This is a genomic window from Brevibacterium sp., assembly GCF_052105255.1.
Classification (GTDB): Bacteria; Actinomycetota; Actinomycetes; order Actinomycetales; family Brevibacteriaceae; genus Brevibacterium; species Brevibacterium linens_B.
This window is the reverse complement of sequence record NZ_JBQDYQ010000021.1, coordinates 17,233-33,751: the sequence shown is the minus strand read 5'-3', so window position 1 is coordinate 33,751 and position 16,519 is coordinate 17,233. Positions and strand designations below refer to the sequence as shown.

Genomic DNA, 16,519 nt, shown 5'->3' with positions numbered 1-16,519 from the left:
CGCAATCGGATCCGGCTGTATGCCGGGGCCGGAATCATGCCGGATTCGGATCCCGACACCGAGGTGGCCGAAACGGATGCGAAACTCAAGCCGATGCGCCGTGCGCTCGGGTTGGACTGAGGGTCCTGATAGTCATCGGAACTCCTCGACGTTGTCCCGCGCCCGGTCGGCGAAGGTGAGCGCCGGGCGGCCCACGAGGCAGGCCGTGTGCCCACTCCGAAGGCCATTGACTCAGCAGTGGTAGCGGGCCTGAAGAGTCACGAGGTCGTCGACGACGCGATAAACCAGTCGGTGCTCATCGGTGATGCGCCGAGGTGGGCAGTCTCCTGCCATGCAGCGTAATCGTCAGCCGACATCAGGACAGCATTGCTTGTGGTACCACCAACCGCAATGATCGGTCACAGGAACTACCCAGCGATAATCCCTCATAAAGCTGCGCGGGCTCAGTCGAGTCGGACTTCGATGATGCGACGAGCGCCGGCAGTGGTCGCGCTGCGATCGTCGGCGGCGCCGACGCCCTCGTCCATGGCATGGTCGAAGCTCACCAGGTCGCTGACTCGCATGTACGCCCAGCCGTAGGCCGCGGCGAGCCCGGCGAATCCGCGACCGTGGGGAACCGTGAAATAGCGCTCCAGGAAACCGTCGAGGTGGGGCTGAGAGTGCTCGAGGCCTGCGAAGATCGCTCCCCCATCGTCGTTGAGCACGACGATCGTCACGTCACCGGCATCCTCGGCGCTCGGGCTGAGCAGGCCTCCGACATCGTGGAGCATGGCGATATCACCGATGAGGAGGACGACCGGTTCGCCCAGGCCCAAGGACAGACCTGTCGCCGTGGAGACGAGCCCGTCGATTCCGGCGAGTCCGCGTGAGGCGTGGATGCGGGCGCGGATGTCGGTGGCGTCGCTGAGGTAGCGCACCGAATTCGAGCTGGCCACGAAGAGCGTGAGGTCCTGCGCGGCCAGCCGCTCGGTGATCGTCCGTGCCGTGGCTTGGAATTCCTTCGCCGAGGCGGCGCCGGAGGTCTCGGCCGCGGTCGGTTCCGGGCGGCATTCCGCGGCCCGCTCTGCTCGTGCGGCTGCCACGAGGGACGTCCCGGCATCGATCCAGGTGCGCACCCAGGCCGGCCCCGAGGCGGCAATCCCCTGCGCCTCTCCCGCGGCCGTCAGCCCTTCGGCCCTCTCGTCGTGGACGGTCAGATCGAACGCATCGATGGCGTCGGGAACGCGCTGCACAGTCACGGATTCGTCGGCCAGCAGTGCCGCCACGGGCCTGGTCAGGGTCGGCTTTCCGTGGACGATGACGGTGCGGATACTCTCGCGCAGCTCGGGGTGATCGCTGAGCACGCGGGCATGGGCAGGCACGACGGTCGACGGTTCGGCCGCTCCGGCGGCCGACGGGTCAGCAGCGGTGCGAACCAGCGGGCTCGACGGTTCGGCAAGCACCGGAAGATGCTGGTCGGCGGCGAGCGCATGCAGAGATTCGGCCGGATACCCGCCGGCGTCCCCGGCGACGAGGACGCTCCCGTCGGTGATGGTGACTCCGAGGTGCGCACGGGACTCAGACACGGTCGCCCTCGCACGTCGCCCTGCGTCGTTCGCAGCCAGCGCGCCGATCTCGTCCGTCCACGCGTTCAGCTCCCCCGCGGTGGGAACCACGGGGGTGTCGAACTGCACATTGAACTGGACGGGGCCGGCCGCCTCGGTGACGGTGTCCTTGTGAGATCCCAGTGCCGCGGCCACGGCGTCTGACACGGATCGGGCGACCGCCTCGGCGGTGTCCCCGGCCGGGATATCGAAACGGGCACGGACGTCGCTGAGCACCTGTGACTGGTCGTCGATGGTCTGGTTGGCTCCGGTACGGCGCAGCCGAGCGGGGCGATCCGCGGTGAGCGCGAGCAGCGGCAGATGCCCGTACGAGGCTTCGAGGACGGCAGGGTGGAGGTTGGCCACGGCCGATCCGGACGTCGTCACGACCGCCACGGCGGACTCGCTGCCGCGCGCACGCAGACCCCGGGCCAGACCGAGGGCGAGGAAGGCGGCATCGCGCTCATCGACGCGCACATGAGTCCGGATGAGCCCCGCCTCGTTCAGCGGCGCCAGGGCATAGACCAAGGGCGCGGACCGTGAACCGGGGGCGAGGACGACATCACTGACACCGGCGTGGACCAGGCTTCGGGCAATCTGCTGCGCCACCGCGCTCGAATTCGACATCACCTGATATTCAACCACCTGACCACCTGTGGTTCACCTCTGCCCTCTAACCTCGAAAAATGCGCCGCTCGTTGATCATCGCGATGGGAGCACGTGCCATCCGCACGCTGACCGCAGCTCGCGCACAGCGCGGACGGTATCCCGCCCTCGACCAGAACAGTGCCTTCCTCGGCCCGGAACCCCGCGGCAAGGACGCCCGGAAATGGCACATCCGCGACAAACGCAAACTCTCGTCGAGGCTGCGTGAATTCTTCATCTACTCCCCCGCTCTCGGCCGCACCGTCGGAGTCCGTGTGCTGCTGCCGGGCATCCCCGCCGAGGTCAGCCCCGTCATCCACCTCTTCCACGGCGGCGGAGACGACTTCCGGTCGTGGACAGACTTCGGGTCCGCCGAGGAGCTCACGCTCGACTCCCCCTACCTCGTCGTCATGCCCGACGGCGGGGCCGGAACGTATTCTCGGCTGGCCGTCGGCAGCGAGGTCCACGATTGGCCGCGGTTCCACACCGAGGAGATCCCCGAGTTCCTCGACGCCACCTATTCCGTGGACTTCACCCGGGAGAAGCAGCTGCTCGCCGGACTGTCGATGGGCGGGTACGGCGCAATGAAGTACGCCGCCTGGCATCCAGACCGCTACAGTGCCGCGGCCGCCTTCTCCTCACCCCTGGACCCGCTGTCAACGGTGCCGGCCTTCGACATCATCGCCATGCGCGAGGGTGCGCGGTCGATGACGCTCTTCGGCGACCCCGTGGCCGATCGCAACGAATGGCTGGCGAACTCCCCGTACGCCCTGGCCGAGAATCTGACTGGCATGGACCTGTGGTTCAGCGCCGGCTCCGGCAGCCTCGAGGAGTCGAAAGACCGTGACCTGCTCGAGTCGATGATCAACTCCTAGGGCGAGCGCTTCTCCGCCCGCCTCCACGCCCTCGGCATCCGCCATTCCTGGTTTCCGCGCACCAGCGGCCTGCACAACTGGAGCAGCTGGGAACGTGAGCTCGGCGCGTGGCTGAAGACCTTGGCCCGCCGCCGGAACTATGCCAGCTCTGACCGTGCGGCGTCCGGCGGCTCCGGGCCCGCCCGCGAGTCCTCTTGCGGGGCGGAGGCTCGCCCTCGCCGAGGCGGCCGCCACGTCGCCGACGGCGGGAAGTTCTCTTATCTCACCGGTCATGCCCTCTTCGACATCCACGGTTGGCGAGTGGAGATCTCCCGTCGTCGCGCACAGATCGTGCGCTTCGACGCCGTCAGCGCTTCCGGGTTCTCGCTGTCAGGGACCGGCAGCTTCCGCGTGCGCACCCCGGGCCTGTTCGAACCCAAACGCCGTTATGACATCACGGTCTCTGGGCCCAGCGGGGACAACGCGTATCAGCAGCGGGCGGACAAGAAGGGCCGGCTGACGTTCACCGGCCGGCTGGCTGCAGCCATGCACGATCCGATCATCCCGGGCAAACGCACTGCGCACTTCACCACGCTGGGACAGGACGAGGTCACCACGGTCGGGATCGCCTCGGCGCCGGAGGATGAGGCGGCCGATCGCAGGCGGTCCACAGTCGATGTTCCAGGTCCGACACAGACAGAAATCACGAACGATCCCGCTGGCGTCTCTATTGAGAGCGGTCGCGAATCGTCGCCCGCCGATCCTTCAGAACGCTGACTCGAGAGGTCATCCATGAAACGCATACTCCCAGCCATCGCTCTATTCGCCGGACTCTCCCTCGTCGGCTGCACGGGCGGAGGAGACAAGCCGGATCAGGCTGACAGCGGCGACTCCTCGCAGGCGGCAGCCGAAGAGACCCCGCAGGCAAGCAAACTCGACGAAGCGACGCTCAAGGAGATCCTCGAGTCGACCAAGGTCGAAGGCCAGTCGTTCAAGGCTGTCGACGGTGCAGGCAATGCCTCCACCGAGGCAACCAAGGCCCTGGAGAGCTCCGAGTTCGAACCCGCCGAGTGCAAAGACATCACCATGAACCTCCTCAACGCCAACCTCGCTGCCAAGGGCACCACCGTCGCTGGAACTTCCACCGACAACATCCTCTCCGCAGCCCTGTCGAGCTATGACGATGTGGACCGAGCACAGACCCAGCTGGAGGGCGCCTCGACGATCGCAGACGAATGCAGCGATCTGAAGATCAAGACCGCCGGCGTCGAGATGTCCATGAAGTACAAGACCTTCGACGCCGAGGTCGACGGGGCAGACGAGACCAGTGGAATCGTCGCCTCCGTGGAGGCCGGCGGACAGACAGCCATGAATCTGCGCATGGTCTACGCGCTGGTCGGCAACAACGTCGTGGCCGTTTCCAATATCGCCGATGTCGAAGAGGCCACCGTGACGAAGACCGCAGGTGCCTTCGTCGACGCGGTGAAGAACGCAGGCTGAGCCGGTTCACCCGCGAGCCGATTCAGGCGGAATCAGTTCAATCAGAATCGACTCAATCGCGCAGGGCGCTCCAGCAGTCCTGGAACCGGTCTGCCCACCATTCGAATCGTCCCGGATCCACCGCCAGCTGCTGCAGGCGGTCTGGGTCCGGGACGATTCGCGTGACCGGGACGGCACCGTCGACCGGAGTCAGGGCTTCGTCCTCCGCGACGATATCGGCGGTGAAGAGACGGCCGGTGCCCAGTCCGCAGGCAACACGTTCGCCGAGGATGTCCCGGCTGCGATCGGTGTGCGGCAGTCTGGCGGCGAGTTCGGCTCCGGCGGCCAGGCCGACGGATGACTCGAGAGCCGAGGACACGACGGCCGGCAGGCCCGAAGCCCTGATGACCTCGAGGGCGGCGCCGATCCCGCCCAGCGGCTGGACCTTGACGATGATGACCTCGGCGGCGCCGAGTTCGGCCACGCGCAGCGGGTCCTCGGCTTTGCGGATGGATTCGTCGGCGGCGATGATGATCGGCAGCCCTCGCAGGGCGAGCTCATCGCGCAGTTCGGCGAGCTGCTCGACCGCGGGCACCGGCTGCTCGAAGTACTGGAGATCGAATTCGGCGAACGCTTCGCAGGCTTCGAGGGCTTCGGTCGGTGTGTAACCGGCGTTCGCGTCCAGGCGCAGCGTCGTATCCGGGTAGAGCCTGCGGAACTCCCGCAGGCGCTCCAGATCCTCTGAGAGTGAGTCGGTACCGTGTTCGGCGACCTTCGCCTTGACGGTGCCGACCCGGTCATAGCGAGACAGGATCGATTCGACCTGATCCGGTGGGCAGGCGGGCAGGGTGCCGTTGACGTCGACGGTCTCACCGCTCGTCCCCGCCTCCGCCACGGCCGGACTGGAACCGCGCACGGAAACGGTGGGGGGCACCGCCTCGGCGAGGGCGGTGGATTGCGGGATCAGCCCGGAGAACTCGAGGGAGGCGCGCAGCCACCGGCTGGCCTCTTCGGTGCCGTATTCGACGAACGGTGAGAACTCCGCCCACCCGGCAGGGCCTGAGAAGAGCGCCACCTCCCGCTCCGTGATCCCCCTGAACCGCGTGACCATCGGCAGCCGCACCACATGCAGGTTCTCGATGACTTCATCGAAGCGTCGGGGAAGATCGAGCGGTGCTCGGGAGAGGGAATCAGGGTTGGGTGCGCCTGAGTGCGAACGGTCAGAAACGGCCATGAGCCCAGACTAACTCTCACCGTCCCTGCCACGCCTGGCTGCCGCTGGGAACCGCACCAATCGCCACCCGGGCCCGGACCGTGAGGGAAGGTCCACGCGCTAGGCTGGGGACCATGACGGTTTCAGAAATCTTCGACCCTTCTGCCTGGCGTGAAGTCGCCGGCTTCGACTTCACCGATATCACCTACCACCGGGCCATCGACCCGGCGAACGGCAGCGATCTCGGCTGCGTGCGCATCGCCTTCGACCGCCCCGAGGTTCGCAACGCCTTCCGCCCGCACACCGTCGACGAGCTCTACCGCGCCCTCGACCATGCCCGCCAGACCTCGGACGTCGGAGCCGTGCTGCTGACCGGCAACGGCCCGAGTGAGAAGGACGGCGGCTGGGCGTTCTGCTCCGGCGGCGATCAGCGCATCCGCGGCCGCTCCGGCTACCAGTACGCCTCCGGTGAGACCCGTGAGAGCGTCGATCCGGCTCGTGCCGGCCGCCTCCACATCCTCGAGGTCCAGCGCCTCATCCGCACCATGCCGAAAGTCGTCATCGCCGTCGTCCCCGGCTGGGCCGCCGGCGGAGGCCACAGCCTCCACGTCGTCTGCGATATGACGATCGGCTCACGCGAACACGCGAAGTTCAAGCAGACCGATGCCGATGTCGGCTCCTACGACGCCGGCTACGGTTCCGCCTATCTGGCGAAGATGGTCGGGCAGAAGAAGGCCCGTGAGATCTTCTTCCTGGGCCGCACCTACTCCGCTCAGGAGATGGCCGATATGGGAGCCGTCAATGAAGTCGTCGAGCATGCCGATCTCGAGACCGCGGCCCTCCAGATGGCGCGGGAGATCCTGGGCAAGTCCCCGAACGCGCAGCGCATGCTCAAGTTCGCCTTCAACCTCGTCGACGACGGGCTCGTCGGCCAGCAGGTCTTCGCCGGTGAAGCCACCCGACTGGGCTATATGACCGACGAAGCCGTCGAAGGACGCGATGCCTTCCTCGAAAAGCGCGATCCCGACTGGTCGCCGTTCCCCTGGTACTACTGAACCGAGTCCGCGCATGATCGCACGCGAACTGCACCCCGCCGAGCTGCCCGAGGCCATCGACCGGGCACTCGCCGGGACCTCGATCCTCATCCTTCCGTCGGATCGGGACGGTGCCATCACCGAGGCGGCACCCAGTCTGTGGGCAGGGCAGGGTCCAGCTCCGGCGCTGATCCTCTTCACCTCCGGGTCGACGGGGAAGGCGAAAGCGGTGGCGTTGTCAGCAGACGCGCTCACAGCCTCGGCCCGGGCGACCGAACGGTTCCTCTCAGGACCCGGCGACTGGCACCTGTGCCTGCCGGTCAACCACATCGCCGGGTTCCAGGTCGAGCTGCGTGCCCGCTTGGCCGGCCGCGCCCCGGTCAGAGCCGCTTCGGCGAGGTTCACCGCCCAGTCCTTCGCCACCGGGGTCACCGCCTTGGTGGAGCGGGCGGGTGACCGACCGACGTACACCTCGATCGTGCCCACCCAACTCCATCGGATCCTCGAGGACGGCTCCGCCACCGAGGCGGCCGGACGGATCTCGCACATCCTCCTCGGCGGAGCGGCGATCTCACCGTCGCTGCTCGACCGCGCCGAAGCCGCGGGGCTGGCGATCGTGCGGACCTACGGGATGAGCGAGACGGCGGGCGGCTGCGTCTATGACGGTGTGCCCTTCGACGGGGTCGAGGTGACCATCACCGAGGCAGGGACGATCGACCTGACCGGTCCCGTCATCGCCGACGGCTACGTCGAGATCGACGACGACGGTACCATCGGCCCGGTCGACTCCCCCGACCTCACCGTCGACGAAGCGGGACGGCGGATCATGCACACCAGTGATCTGGGTCGGATCGACTCCGGTGTGCTCAGTGTGCTCGGTCGCGCCGATGACATCATCGTCTCCGGGGGCACGAACGTCTCCCCGCACGCCTTGGAGACCGGACTGCTGCCGAGCTGGCAGAAGGCGGGAATCGCGGAGATGCTCGTGACCTGGGTGCCCGATGAGGAATGGGGCAAACTCATCGTCGCACTCGTCCGGACTGCCGACGACGGTGGAGTCGAGGCGGAGAATCCGCGAGAATCGGCACAGCGACTCAACGCCCTCGCCCATGGGATGACGGGGCAGCTGCTGCCGCAGCTCGTCTTCCCGGTCACGGAGATTCCGAACCGCTCGATCGGCAAACCCGATCGCCAGGCGGCGGCCCGGATCGCCGCAGATCTCGTGGCGAACGATCCGAATACCCATACCGGTGAACAACCGGTACTATAAGACGGCTCCACAAACCGACAGGAAGGTGAGCGAGACCTATGGCTGATGCCGCCCAGTGGATTTCTGGAGCTCGACTGCGAACTCTGCCCCTGGCTCTCGCACCCGTCCTCATCGGAACCGGTGCCGCTATCGGTTCCCTCGGCGGATTCACCGCCTTCATCCTCGACGACATCTCCGGCAACGACGAGCACGTCAGCCTCGCACAGATCCTGCTGCGCGGGTTTCTTGCCCTCCTCGTCTCACTGTGCCTGCAGATCGGTTCGAACTACGCCAACGACTACTCCGACGGCATCCGCGGCACCGATGACGAACGTGTCGGGCCCGTCCGTCTCACGGCGACCGGGCTGGCCGAACCCCATGTGGTCAAACGGGCGGCTTTCATCTTCTTCGGCCTGGCCGGGGTCGCGGGCATCGTGCTCATCCTGATCTCGCAGGCGTGGTGGTTCCTCATCGTCGGGGCCGCCGCCGTCGCCGCCGCCTGGTTCTACACCGGCGGCAGACGGCCCTATGGCTACATGGGCCTTGGTGAGGTGTTCGTCTTCGTGTTCTTCGGCCTTGTCGCCACTTTGGGCACGATGTGGATGCAGGTCGGCCACCTCAGCCTCAGCGGGTGGGCCGGTGCCGTCGCGATCGGATCACTGGCTTCGGCCGTGCTGATGGTCAACAACCTCCGCGACATTCCCACCGACATCGAAGCGGGCAAGATCACTCTCGCCGTGAAGATGGGCGACAATGCCGCGCGCATCGCCTACGCGGTGCTCGTGCTGCTGCCATTCGCGCTCCTGGCGCTGGCGATCCTCGACGGACATCCCGCCGTCGCCTTGGCGATCCTCGCCCTCGTGCCGGCGCTGAGCCCGCTCAAGACGGTGCTCAGCGGCACGACGGGTCCAGGGCTGATTCCGCCGATCAAATCCACCGGACTGACCGGATTGGCCTTCTCCGCGCTGATGGGTCTCGGCCTGGCGCTCTGAGGCATTTCAGTGCTGACGCCTGGCGTTCCAAGGCTCAGCGCGCTGAGAGGCCCCAGCTCATTCGGCTCTGAACCGGCTCAGCCGAGCCGCAGCTCATTCGGCTGAGCCACAATTTCATTTGGACTGGTCTCCGTCGTCTCCGAGACGCTCTTCGACGATCTCGTCCTCTGCCGCCTCATCTGCACCGACGCGCTTGGGCTTGGACGCCCGCTTGGCCACCTTCGCTTCGATCTCGGTCGCCGCCTTGGCGCGCATCGTGCCCAGCAGCAGGTAGCTCAGCAGTGCGCCGATGATGATTGCGGCGATCGCCATGACCAGATTGAAGCCGAGGAACGGAAACAGGACGAGGCCGGCGGCAATGATGAGGCCGAAGCGTGCGAGTGTGTAGAGCCAGAAAGTGCGCATTGTCCTAATTTTAGCCTCCGATCGTGACTGTCGTGTCACCGCCCGGTGGAGGCCGCGCTCAGGTTGGTGGACTATCCTTGACGCATGGCTCGACTACTCATTGCCGCGATCGTCCTGGCGGTAGCGGTGACACTGTACGGACTCTTCGATTGCCTGTTGCGCGATCGGAGTCTGATTCGAGTCCTGCCCAAACCTGTGTGGGCACTCATCATCCTCGTCATTCCCGTCCTCGGGTTCATCCTTTGGTACCTCTTCGGACGCGGTTCGGAGGACAAACCCACGCGCGGCACACGCCCTCGCGGTCAGGTCGCCCCCGATGACGATCCGGACTACCTGCGACAGGTGGATCGCGAACTCAAACTCGGCAAGCACGCGCCTCCGCCGGAGGACAGCGATGAGACGAATCCCCCGCCCGATGACTCCGCCGAATCGGACGACGACAGCGGTCCCGCTGACTCCTCCGCCGACTCCGATGACCGGGGCCCCAAGGGCGACGATCGCGGCCGCTCCAACTGAGAGCTTCTGTCCGCCGTCCTGACCGGCTGACCGCTCTGGCCTCTGAGCCGCGAACATGCTTCGCCTCGCAACCACGCCGGTCCCCGTCTCTCCAGCCGTGCCGCAGACGCGCCGAATTGGCCGCTGTTCGGCGACAGCGCAGCAACCAGGACGCAAAAGGCCCAGTCTGAGGCGGAGAGCCCTGTTTCAAACATGGGCTGTTCGCCGCAGACTGGGCCGTCAGCAGTTATGGCTCCCGGGTGCGGGCGGGTGTGGTAGCTCCCGCTGCAGGACGTCACAGCGGCCGTGAGAGCGACGCCGCGCCTCACCCGAGGCCGGAGTACGAGTGCAGGCCGTTGAAGTACATGTTCACGACGGTGAAGTTGAAGATCACCGAGGCGATGCCGATGAGGTTGAGCACGGCCACCTTCGTCGGGCCCCAACCGCGAGTCGCACGTGCGTGCAGGTACGCGGCGTAGATGACCCAGACGACGAACGTCCAGATCTCCTTCGAATCCCAGCCCCAGTAACGGCTCCAGGCCACTTCGGCCCAGATGGCCCCGGCGATGAGTGTGAACGTCCAGGTGATGAAGCCGACTGCCGCGATCCGGTAGGAGATCCGCTCGAGGTCGGTGCTCGAGGGCAGACGATGCAGGAACCGCAGCCACTTCGGATCCTTGGTCTCATTCACGCTCTTGAGGATCTGGAAGACCGCGAGGATCGCAGAGATGTAGAGGAGTGAGGTCGAGAGGATCGCGATCGGCACGTGGATGGCGATCCAGTACGAATCCAGCGCCGGGATGAGCTTCGCGGCAGGCGTGTAGAAGACGGTGATCGCCAGTCCCAGGCACAGCAGCACTCCCCCGGAGACGAACGTTCCCAGGTAGCGCACGTCCTTCTTCGTCAGCACGACGAGGTAGACGATGACGGTGATCGCGGTGGCGGTGAGGACGTACTCCATCATGTTGCCCCACGGCACACGAGCCACCGACAGGGCCCGGGTGAGCACTCCGCCGACGTGCAGCAGCATGGCGAGCACGAGCAGCGAGGTGCCGATGCGGGCTCCGCGGTGCCGGTTCTTCCGGGATGACTTCGCTGTCGCGGAATCGTCGCCGGGCCGGTCGAGGACGGCAGTCGTCGCCGTCTTCCGGTTCGTCCGCCGCACTGTGCTGGCCTTGGCCGAGGTGGCGACCTCGGCTTCGGAGGTTTTGAGCTCACGCGCACCGAAGAGGTCGAACGCGTAGAAGATCATGGCGACGGCGTAGACGATCATCGCCGAGATGATCAGCTGGTTCGACCACATTGCGAGGTCAGTGTTGACGTCCATTCATCCTCCGCACCGCTGAAGTGCTCTTCTGTCGCAGGTTGCTGCTGCCAGACTCTCTGTCTGACCATATGTCGGTGCGCGCGCTGCCGACTCCGTGACGAAGCCACCCGCGACGCGCACTCCGCGGCTATTCTACTCCGCGTAGTACTTCGGGTTCATTTTTCATCGTCGTCACCGTGCTCACTCTCATCGGGTCCCGGATCGCGCAGATGTTTGACCAGGTCGTCGACGGCACGCTCGACCATCGGATCCTCACCGCGGGCCAGGGCGGCCACCTCGGCATCGCCGTTCTTGATCCGCACCCAGACGCGGCGGCGGGGAATGAACAGGGACAGGCCGAGCCCAGCCAGGACGAGGATCGCGCTGATGAGCATGAGCGCCTGTGTCGGATCCTGGGAGATGTCGACAGCGATGTACTTCTTGACTCCGTCGAAGGTCACCGAACCGCCGTTCGGCAGGTTCTGCGTCTCCCCCTCGGCGAGCTGGATGACGAGCGGGTTGCCCGACTCGTCGGTCATCTCCGTCATGTTGTCCGCGTCGAGGGTGTACACGGACTGCGGCACTCCGGAATCGAGGCCGAGGTCGCCGGTGTACCCGCTCATCACGAGGTAGGGGTTGCGCAGCTCGGCGAAGCTCGAGATCAGCTCCCCGTCCTCATTCTGTGCGGCCGTGGGCAGGAACACGCCGACGAATCCCATCTGCGTGCCGGCCGAGTCCGGGACCTTGATGACGCCTTCGGAGGTGTATCCGGGGTCTCCGCCGTCCGGGATGAACACCTGCGGACCGGACTGGACGATATCGCCCTTCGCATCTCGCACGGTCACCTCGGGTGCGTAGCCGTTGCCGGTGAGGTAGACGCCGACGCCGCCCACGCGCACCGGTTCGTTGACCTTGAGGACGTGCGATTCGGTCGTCCCGTCCGCCGTCGTCGTCACCTTCGCATCGAACGTGCGCGGCTGACCGAATTGGTTGCCCGCCGCCTGATCGTCGAAGGTGGAGGTGAAGGAATCGAGCTTGAGCCTGAAATCCGGCAGATTGTCGGCATCGTAGTAGGAGCCGGGTTCGAAGGAATCGTAGGAGACCAGCGAATTCGAGAACGTCTCACCCTCGACGAGGATGCGCTGACCTTCATAGCCGAACAGCGATCCGATCGCCATCGTCAGGGTCGCCATGAGCAGCGCGATGTGGAAGACGAGGTTGCCGGTCTCTCGGAGATAGCCGCGTTCGGCGGCGATGTGATCGGACTGCCGGTTGATGCGGTACCCGGACTTCTTCAGCCGGGCCTCCGCCGCGTCGAGGAACGCCTCATCCGCATCCTCGCGGGTCTCTGCGTCTGCCTGCGCCGAGGTGAAGGTGGCGTATCCGGGCATCCTGGACAGCCGCCTCGGTGCTTTGGGCGGCGACGAGCGCATTGCCTTCCAGTGCTGCTTCGTCCGCGGGATGATGCAGCCGACGAGGGAGATCATCAGCAGCAGGTAGATCGCGGAGAACCAGACAGACGAGTAGACGTCGAACATCTGGATCGTATCGAGGAACTGTCCCCAGGCACCGTTGTTCTCCAGGAAGGTGTTCACCCGGCCCGGGTCCTGGATCCGCTGCGGCAGCAGGGATCCGGGGATCGCGGCGAGCGCGAGGATGAGCAGGAGGATCAGTGCCACACGCATCGTCGTCAGCTGGGTCCAGGCCCACCGGCACATGCCGAGGAACCCGAGCTGCGGCTGCGTCACGGTCGACTTCACGGCAGGCTTGTCCCCCTGCTTCGCCGTCGTCTTCGCACCCGATGTCGACTGCGTCTTCTCCGAGCCGTCGGTAGAGCCCGCCACTAGATCACCACTTCGAATCCATTGATGAGACCTTGCAGAGAGGTCATCCACATGTTCCATACGCCGCTGGCCATGAGCACACCGAGTATGATGAGCATGATGCCCCCGGCGCGCACGATCGCGGTCTGATGCCTCCGCACCCAAACGAGTCGTCCGGCGCCCTTGTGGATCGCCAGCGCCAGGAGGATGAACGGGATGCCCAGACCCAGGCAGTAGACGAAGGCCAGCAGCGCTCCGCGCCAGATCATCCCGTCGCCGCCGAAACTCACCGACATGCTCAGAACAGCAGACAGGGTCGGACCCACACACGGCGCCCAGCCGAGAGCGAAGGTCGCTCCGAGCACCGGTGCACCCCAGAGCCCGGCCTTCGGTCTGGCACGGATGCGACGTTCGTTCTGCAGCAGTCCGAATCCGCCCATGAACACGAAACCGGCAAAGATGACGATGACGCCGAGGACGCGGAGGATGATCGACTGCCACTGGGAGAACACCGCTCCGAGCGCGGAGAAGCTGGTTCCCAACAGCACGAAGACGACTGTGAAGCCGAGGACGAACAGGCTGATGCCCACGACCACTCGCCACGTCTGCTTGTCCTTCAGCGAGGATCCGGACAGCCCCGTGACATACCCGACATAGCCGGGTACCAGGGGCAGCACGCACGGAGAGACGAACGAGACGAGTCCGGCCAGGGCCGCCGCGCCGGCAGCCAGCAACAGCGGTCCGGAGAGGACGGTCTGGGCGAAGTCCGCCCCGAGTCCACTCACTCGGACAGCACGTCCTCGATGAGTCCCTTGAGAGTCGACGAGTCGACCTCGCCGACGACTCTGGCTGCCGCCCGACCCTGCGCATCGAGGACAACCGTCGAGGGGGTGGCCTGCGGAGGCAGGACGCCGGAGAGCAGGGAGACCATCTCACCGTTCGAATCGAGCATATTCGGGTACGGCACCTGGTAGTTCTGAATGAACGCGTTGGCCGCGGCCGCTTGGTCGCGGACGTTGACGCCGATGAACTGGGCCTTGTCCCCGAACTCCTCGGACACCGATTTCAGGTCCGGGGCTTCCTTCCGGCACGGCGGGCACGCCGCGTACCAGAGGTTGACGACGACCGGAGTCGGGCGCAGATCTGCCAGCGACATCGACTCGCCGTCGAGGGTCTCGAAGCTCAGTTCAAGAGGATTCCCCCGATCCTCGACCGCCACCTGCGAGACAACACCCGAACCGGAGACGTAACCCTGGTCGGATCCGGCCTGATCGGCCAGCTCATCGTTCTCGCTGCAGGCGCTGAGCGCCAGAGCCGTGCCGGCGGCGAGCGCCGAGGTGAAGAGGGCCCGCCGGTTGAGGGGATGGCGACCGAGACTCATGCTCCCGCCACCGCGGTGCCCGGCTGCAGATCCGCACAGATGCTCTCGTAACTCACGGACACCAGTGTGGAGGAATCGAATGTGAAACTGGTGATAGAAGCCAGGTCACACTCACGTCTGCGCGGGTCGTGGACGAGCGAACGTCCCTCCCCCGACAGGCGGGTCATCCAGATCGGAAGCTGGTGGGAGACGATGACGCCCTCGGCATCGGGACCACGGAGGTCGAGTTTGGCACGCAGACTCGCCATCGCCGCCCGCATCCGCAGCACGATCTGCTTGTACGGCTCTCCCCAGGACGGGATGAGCGGGTTGTAGAGGCGCACCAGGTTCTTCGGTTCGGCGAGCCTGCGGGCATTGAGCTTCTGCCCCTCGAAGGAGTTCGCCGCCTCGATGACCCGATCGTCGTCGAACACCGGCAGGTCGAGGGACTTCGACAGCGGACGAATCGTCTGCTGGGCCCGCAGCAGCGGGGAGGCGACGAGTTCGACGGGACGAGTGGGGGCGGCATGGAAGTGCTCGGCCACGCGCACAGCCATCTCGTGTCCGCGCTCGGTGAGACCGAAATGGGGCAGACGTCCGTAGAGGATGCCCTCGGGGTTGTCGACTTCGCCGTGGCGGACGAGGTGGATGGTGGTCATGACTGCGCCTTCCCGGCCTCGGGAACCGCGGCCGCAGCCTTGGCCGCCGCCGGCAGGGCGCTGATGATCCGGTCGAGGATCTCATCGGTGTGGGCGTAGGACAGGAACCAGGCTTCGAACGCGCTCGGGGGCATATGGATGCCCTGATCGAGCATGGCGTTGAAGAAGGCAGTGTAGCGGCCGACGTTCTGCGCCCGTGCCTGCTCGTAGTTCGTCACAGCGGTGTCGGTGAAGAACACGGAGAACATCGAGTTCGCGGACTGGATGACGTGGGCGACGCCCTCGGCTTCCAGGCTGGCAGCGACGGCCGGGCGCAGAATATCCGCGGCACGACCGATGTGCGAGTACACGTCGAGTTCGGTCGTCAGCGTGAGCGTGGCCAGTCCGGCAGCGGTGGCCACCGGATTGCCCGAGAGCGTTCCAGCCTGGTAGACGGGGCCGGAAGGGGCGAGGTGGGCCATGATCTCGGCGCGACCGCCGAAGGCCGCTGCCGGGAAGCCGCCGCCCATGACCTTGCCGAAGGTGAACAGGTCGGCCGGGCCCTCTGGGTAGCCGAGAGTCTCGGACTCATAGCCGTACCAACCGGCGGCGGAGACGCGGAAACCGGTCATCACTTCGTCGCTGATCATCAGCGCACCGTGTTCCTTGGTCAGCCGGCGGATGGTGTTCGTGAAACCGTCGCGGGGAGGCACGACGCCCATATTGCCGGGGCTGGCCTCGGTGATGACGCAGGCGATGTCCGCCCCGTGTTCGGCGAATACGGCTTCGAGACCGGCGGCGTCGTTGTAGTCGACGACGATCGTGTCCTGTGCCTGGGCGCCGGTGACTCCGGGGGTGTCGGGCAGAGAGAACGTGGCCAGTCCGGAGCCGGCCTGGGCCAGCAGCGAGTCGACGTGACCGTGGTAGCAGCCGGCGAACTTCACGACCTTGGACCGTCCCGTGTAACCGCGGGCCAGACGGATCGCCGACATGGTGGCCTCGGTGCCCGAGGACACGAGACGGACCTGGTCGACGGGATCGACGCGGCGAACGATCTCCTCGGCGAGTTCGACCTCACCGGTCGAAGGCGTGCCGAAGGAGAATCCCTTGACGGCGGCTTCTTGGACGGCGGCGACGACCTCGGGGCGAGAGTGGCCCATGATCATCGGGCCCCAGGACCCGATGAGGTCGATGTAGTCGTTGCCGTCGGCGTCGCGCAGCCACGCACCGGTCGCCTCGGTGATGAAACGGGGGGTGCCGCCGACGGCCTTGAACGCGCGGACCGGGGAGTTCACTCCGCCGGGGATGACCGCCTCGGCGCGGGTGAAGAGGGCGGCGGACCGATCGGTGGTGTGACCGTTCGTCTCTGCTGTCGTCATGGTTCTCCTCTGATTCTTGGCGGTTGGGGTTTCGTCCCGGGAACGTTCTCAGTTATGCGTGGGG

General features: G+C 66.1%; 17 protein-coding genes. 7 read left to right on the top strand and 10 right to left on the bottom strand.

The window, feature by feature from the left end; genetic code table 11:
- Nucleotides 1-231: 231 nt before the first annotated feature.
- Both ACTIIH_RS07990 and menD read right to left on the bottom strand, forming a co-directional pair.
- Nucleotides 232-333, bottom strand: coding sequence for a type II toxin-antitoxin system YoeB family toxin (locus ACTIIH_RS07990; protein ID WP_441451350.1), 102 nt, complete (start codon nt 331-333; stop codon nt 232-234).
- A 110-nt stretch (nt 334-443) separates the two neighbouring features.
- Entirely contained in the window at nt 444-2,210 is a 1,767-nt protein-coding gene (gene menD / locus ACTIIH_RS07985) for a 2-succinyl-5-enolpyruvyl-6-hydroxy-3-cyclohexene-1-carboxylic-acid synthase (RefSeq protein ID WP_441451349.1), read from the bottom strand.
- Between the two features lie 59 nt (nt 2,211-2,269).
- Between menD and ACTIIH_RS07980 the strand changes: the two genes are divergently transcribed.
- The 3 genes from ACTIIH_RS07980 (at nt 2,270) to ACTIIH_RS07970 (ending at nt 4,582) form a co-directional block, all read left to right on the top strand.
- On the top strand, nt 2,270-3,103 hold the full coding sequence (locus ACTIIH_RS07980) for an alpha/beta hydrolase (RefSeq protein WP_441451348.1): 834 nt from the start codon (nt 2,270-2,272) through the stop codon (nt 3,101-3,103).
- Between the two features lie 120 nt (nt 3,104-3,223).
- Complete coding sequence (locus ACTIIH_RS07975) at nt 3,224-3,859, top strand: hypothetical protein (protein ID WP_441451347.1); 636 nt, start codon at nt 3,224-3,226, stop codon at nt 3,857-3,859.
- A gap of 15 nt (nt 3,860-3,874) precedes the next feature.
- Nucleotides 3,875-4,582, top strand: a complete 708-nt coding sequence (locus tag ACTIIH_RS07970; protein WP_441451346.1) for a hypothetical protein — start codon at nt 3,875-3,877, stop codon at nt 4,580-4,582.
- A gap of 52 nt (nt 4,583-4,634) precedes the next feature.
- Here the strand turns inward: ACTIIH_RS07970 and ACTIIH_RS07965 are convergent, their stop codons facing one another.
- Nucleotides 4,635-5,795, bottom strand: coding sequence for an o-succinylbenzoate synthase (locus ACTIIH_RS07965; RefSeq protein ID WP_441451345.1), 1,161 nt, complete (start codon nt 5,793-5,795; stop codon nt 4,635-4,637).
- Nucleotides 5,796-5,908: 113 nt separating this feature from the next.
- Here ACTIIH_RS07965 and ACTIIH_RS07960 point away from each other — a divergent pair, with 113 nt between their 5' ends.
- Genes ACTIIH_RS07960 through ACTIIH_RS07950 form a run of 3 tightly spaced genes read left to right on the top strand, consistent with a single transcriptional unit; the run spans nt 5,909 to nt 9,049 of the window.
- Nucleotides 5,909-6,829 carry a 1,4-dihydroxy-2-naphthoyl-CoA synthase gene (locus ACTIIH_RS07960; RefSeq protein ID WP_441451344.1) on the top strand — a complete coding sequence of 307 codons (921 nt, stop codon included), beginning with the start codon at nt 5,909-5,911 and terminating at the stop codon, nt 6,827-6,829.
- A 13-nt stretch (nt 6,830-6,842) separates the two neighbouring features.
- The gene (locus tag ACTIIH_RS07955; RefSeq protein WP_441451343.1) at nt 6,843-8,078 is read left to right on the top strand and encodes an AMP-binding protein; all 1,236 of its coding nucleotides are present in this window, start codon (nt 6,843-6,845) and stop codon (nt 8,076-8,078) included.
- Between the two features lie 38 nt (nt 8,079-8,116).
- Entirely contained in the window at nt 8,117-9,049 is a 933-nt protein-coding gene (locus ACTIIH_RS07950) for a 1,4-dihydroxy-2-naphthoate polyprenyltransferase (protein ID WP_441451342.1), read from the top strand.
- A gap of 114 nt (nt 9,050-9,163) precedes the next feature.
- Here the strand turns inward: ACTIIH_RS07950 and ACTIIH_RS07945 are convergent, their stop codons facing one another.
- Complete coding sequence (locus ACTIIH_RS07945) at nt 9,164-9,454, bottom strand: DUF4229 domain-containing protein (protein ID WP_441451341.1); 291 nt, start codon at nt 9,452-9,454, stop codon at nt 9,164-9,166.
- A gap of 84 nt (nt 9,455-9,538) precedes the next feature.
- Between ACTIIH_RS07945 and ACTIIH_RS07940 the strand changes: the two genes are divergently transcribed.
- Complete coding sequence (locus ACTIIH_RS07940) at nt 9,539-9,970, top strand: PLD nuclease N-terminal domain-containing protein (protein ID WP_441451340.1); 432 nt, start codon at nt 9,539-9,541, stop codon at nt 9,968-9,970.
- A 304-nt stretch (nt 9,971-10,274) separates the two neighbouring features.
- Here the strand turns inward: ACTIIH_RS07940 and ccsB are convergent, their stop codons facing one another.
- The 6 genes from ccsB to hemL all read right to left on the bottom strand — a co-directional run bounded on the left by ccsB (nt 10,275) and on the right by hemL (nt 16,455).
- A complete protein-coding gene (ccsB, locus tag ACTIIH_RS07935; RefSeq protein ID WP_441451339.1) occupies nt 10,275-11,276 on the bottom strand; it encodes a c-type cytochrome biogenesis protein CcsB in 1,002 nt (333 codons plus the stop codon).
- Between the two features lie 155 nt (nt 11,277-11,431).
- Complete coding sequence (resB, locus tag ACTIIH_RS07930) at nt 11,432-13,099, bottom strand: cytochrome c biogenesis protein ResB (protein WP_441451338.1); 1,668 nt, start codon at nt 13,097-13,099, stop codon at nt 11,432-11,434.
- Nucleotides 13,099-13,863 carry a cytochrome c biogenesis CcdA family protein gene (locus tag ACTIIH_RS07925; RefSeq protein WP_441090245.1) on the bottom strand — a complete coding sequence of 255 codons (765 nt, stop codon included), beginning with the start codon at nt 13,861-13,863 and terminating at the stop codon, nt 13,099-13,101. The genes resB and ACTIIH_RS07925 overlap by 1 nt, the downstream gene beginning before the upstream one ends.
- Nucleotides 13,860-14,459, bottom strand: coding sequence for a TlpA family protein disulfide reductase (locus ACTIIH_RS07920; protein ID WP_441451337.1), 600 nt, complete (start codon nt 14,457-14,459; stop codon nt 13,860-13,862). Before ACTIIH_RS07920 ends, ACTIIH_RS07925 begins: the two co-directional genes overlap by 4 nt.
- Nucleotides 14,456-15,097, bottom strand: a complete 642-nt coding sequence (locus ACTIIH_RS07915; protein ID WP_441451336.1) for a histidine phosphatase family protein — start codon at nt 15,095-15,097, stop codon at nt 14,456-14,458. Before ACTIIH_RS07915 ends, ACTIIH_RS07920 begins: the two co-directional genes overlap by 4 nt.
- Nucleotides 15,094-16,455 carry a glutamate-1-semialdehyde 2,1-aminomutase gene (gene hemL, locus ACTIIH_RS07910; protein WP_441451335.1) on the bottom strand — a complete coding sequence of 454 codons (1,362 nt, stop codon included), beginning with the start codon at nt 16,453-16,455 and terminating at the stop codon, nt 15,094-15,096. The genes ACTIIH_RS07915 and hemL overlap by 4 nt, the downstream gene beginning before the upstream one ends.
- Between the last annotated feature and the right edge of the window lie 64 nt (nt 16,456-16,519).

Bases quoted from the DNA above. Each gene is read 5' to 3' on its own strand.
- ACTIIH_RS07980 (WP_441451348.1), top strand. From the start codon at position 2,270: ATGCGCCGCTCGTTGATCATCGCGATGGGAGCACGTGCCATCCGCACG.
- ACTIIH_RS07920 (WP_441451337.1), bottom strand. From the start codon at position 14,459: ATGAGTCTCGGTCGCCATCCCCTCAACCGGCGGGCCCTCTTCACCTCG.
- ACTIIH_RS07955 (WP_441451343.1), top strand. From the start codon at position 6,843: ATGATCGCACGCGAACTGCACCCCGCCGAGCTGCCCGAGGCCATCGAC.
- ACTIIH_RS07960 (WP_441451344.1), top strand. From the start codon at position 5,909: ATGACGGTTTCAGAAATCTTCGACCCTTCTGCCTGGCGTGAAGTCGCC.
- ACTIIH_RS07915 (WP_441451336.1), bottom strand. From the start codon at position 15,097: ATGACCACCATCCACCTCGTCCGCCACGGCGAAGTCGACAACCCCGAG.
- menD (WP_441451349.1), bottom strand. From the start codon at position 2,210: ATGTCGAATTCGAGCGCGGTGGCGCAGCAGATTGCCCGAAGCCTGGTC.
- ACTIIH_RS07990 (WP_441451350.1), bottom strand. From the start codon at position 333: ATGGCAGGAGACTGCCCACCTCGGCGCATCACCGATGAGCACCGACTG.
- ACTIIH_RS07965 (WP_441451345.1), bottom strand. From the start codon at position 5,795: ATGGCCGTTTCTGACCGTTCGCACTCAGGCGCACCCAACCCTGATTCC.
- hemL (WP_441451335.1), bottom strand. From the start codon at position 16,455: ATGACGACAGCAGAGACGAACGGTCACACCACCGATCGGTCCGCCGCC.
- ACTIIH_RS07950 (WP_441451342.1), top strand. From the start codon at position 8,117: ATGGCTGATGCCGCCCAGTGGATTTCTGGAGCTCGACTGCGAACTCTG.
- ACTIIH_RS07940 (WP_441451340.1), top strand. From the start codon at position 9,539: ATGGCTCGACTACTCATTGCCGCGATCGTCCTGGCGGTAGCGGTGACA.
- ACTIIH_RS07970 (WP_441451346.1), top strand. From the start codon at position 3,875: ATGAAACGCATACTCCCAGCCATCGCTCTATTCGCCGGACTCTCCCTC.
- ACTIIH_RS07945 (WP_441451341.1), bottom strand. From the start codon at position 9,454: ATGCGCACTTTCTGGCTCTACACACTCGCACGCTTCGGCCTCATCATT.
- ccsB (WP_441451339.1), bottom strand. From the start codon at position 11,276: ATGGACGTCAACACTGACCTCGCAATGTGGTCGAACCAGCTGATCATC.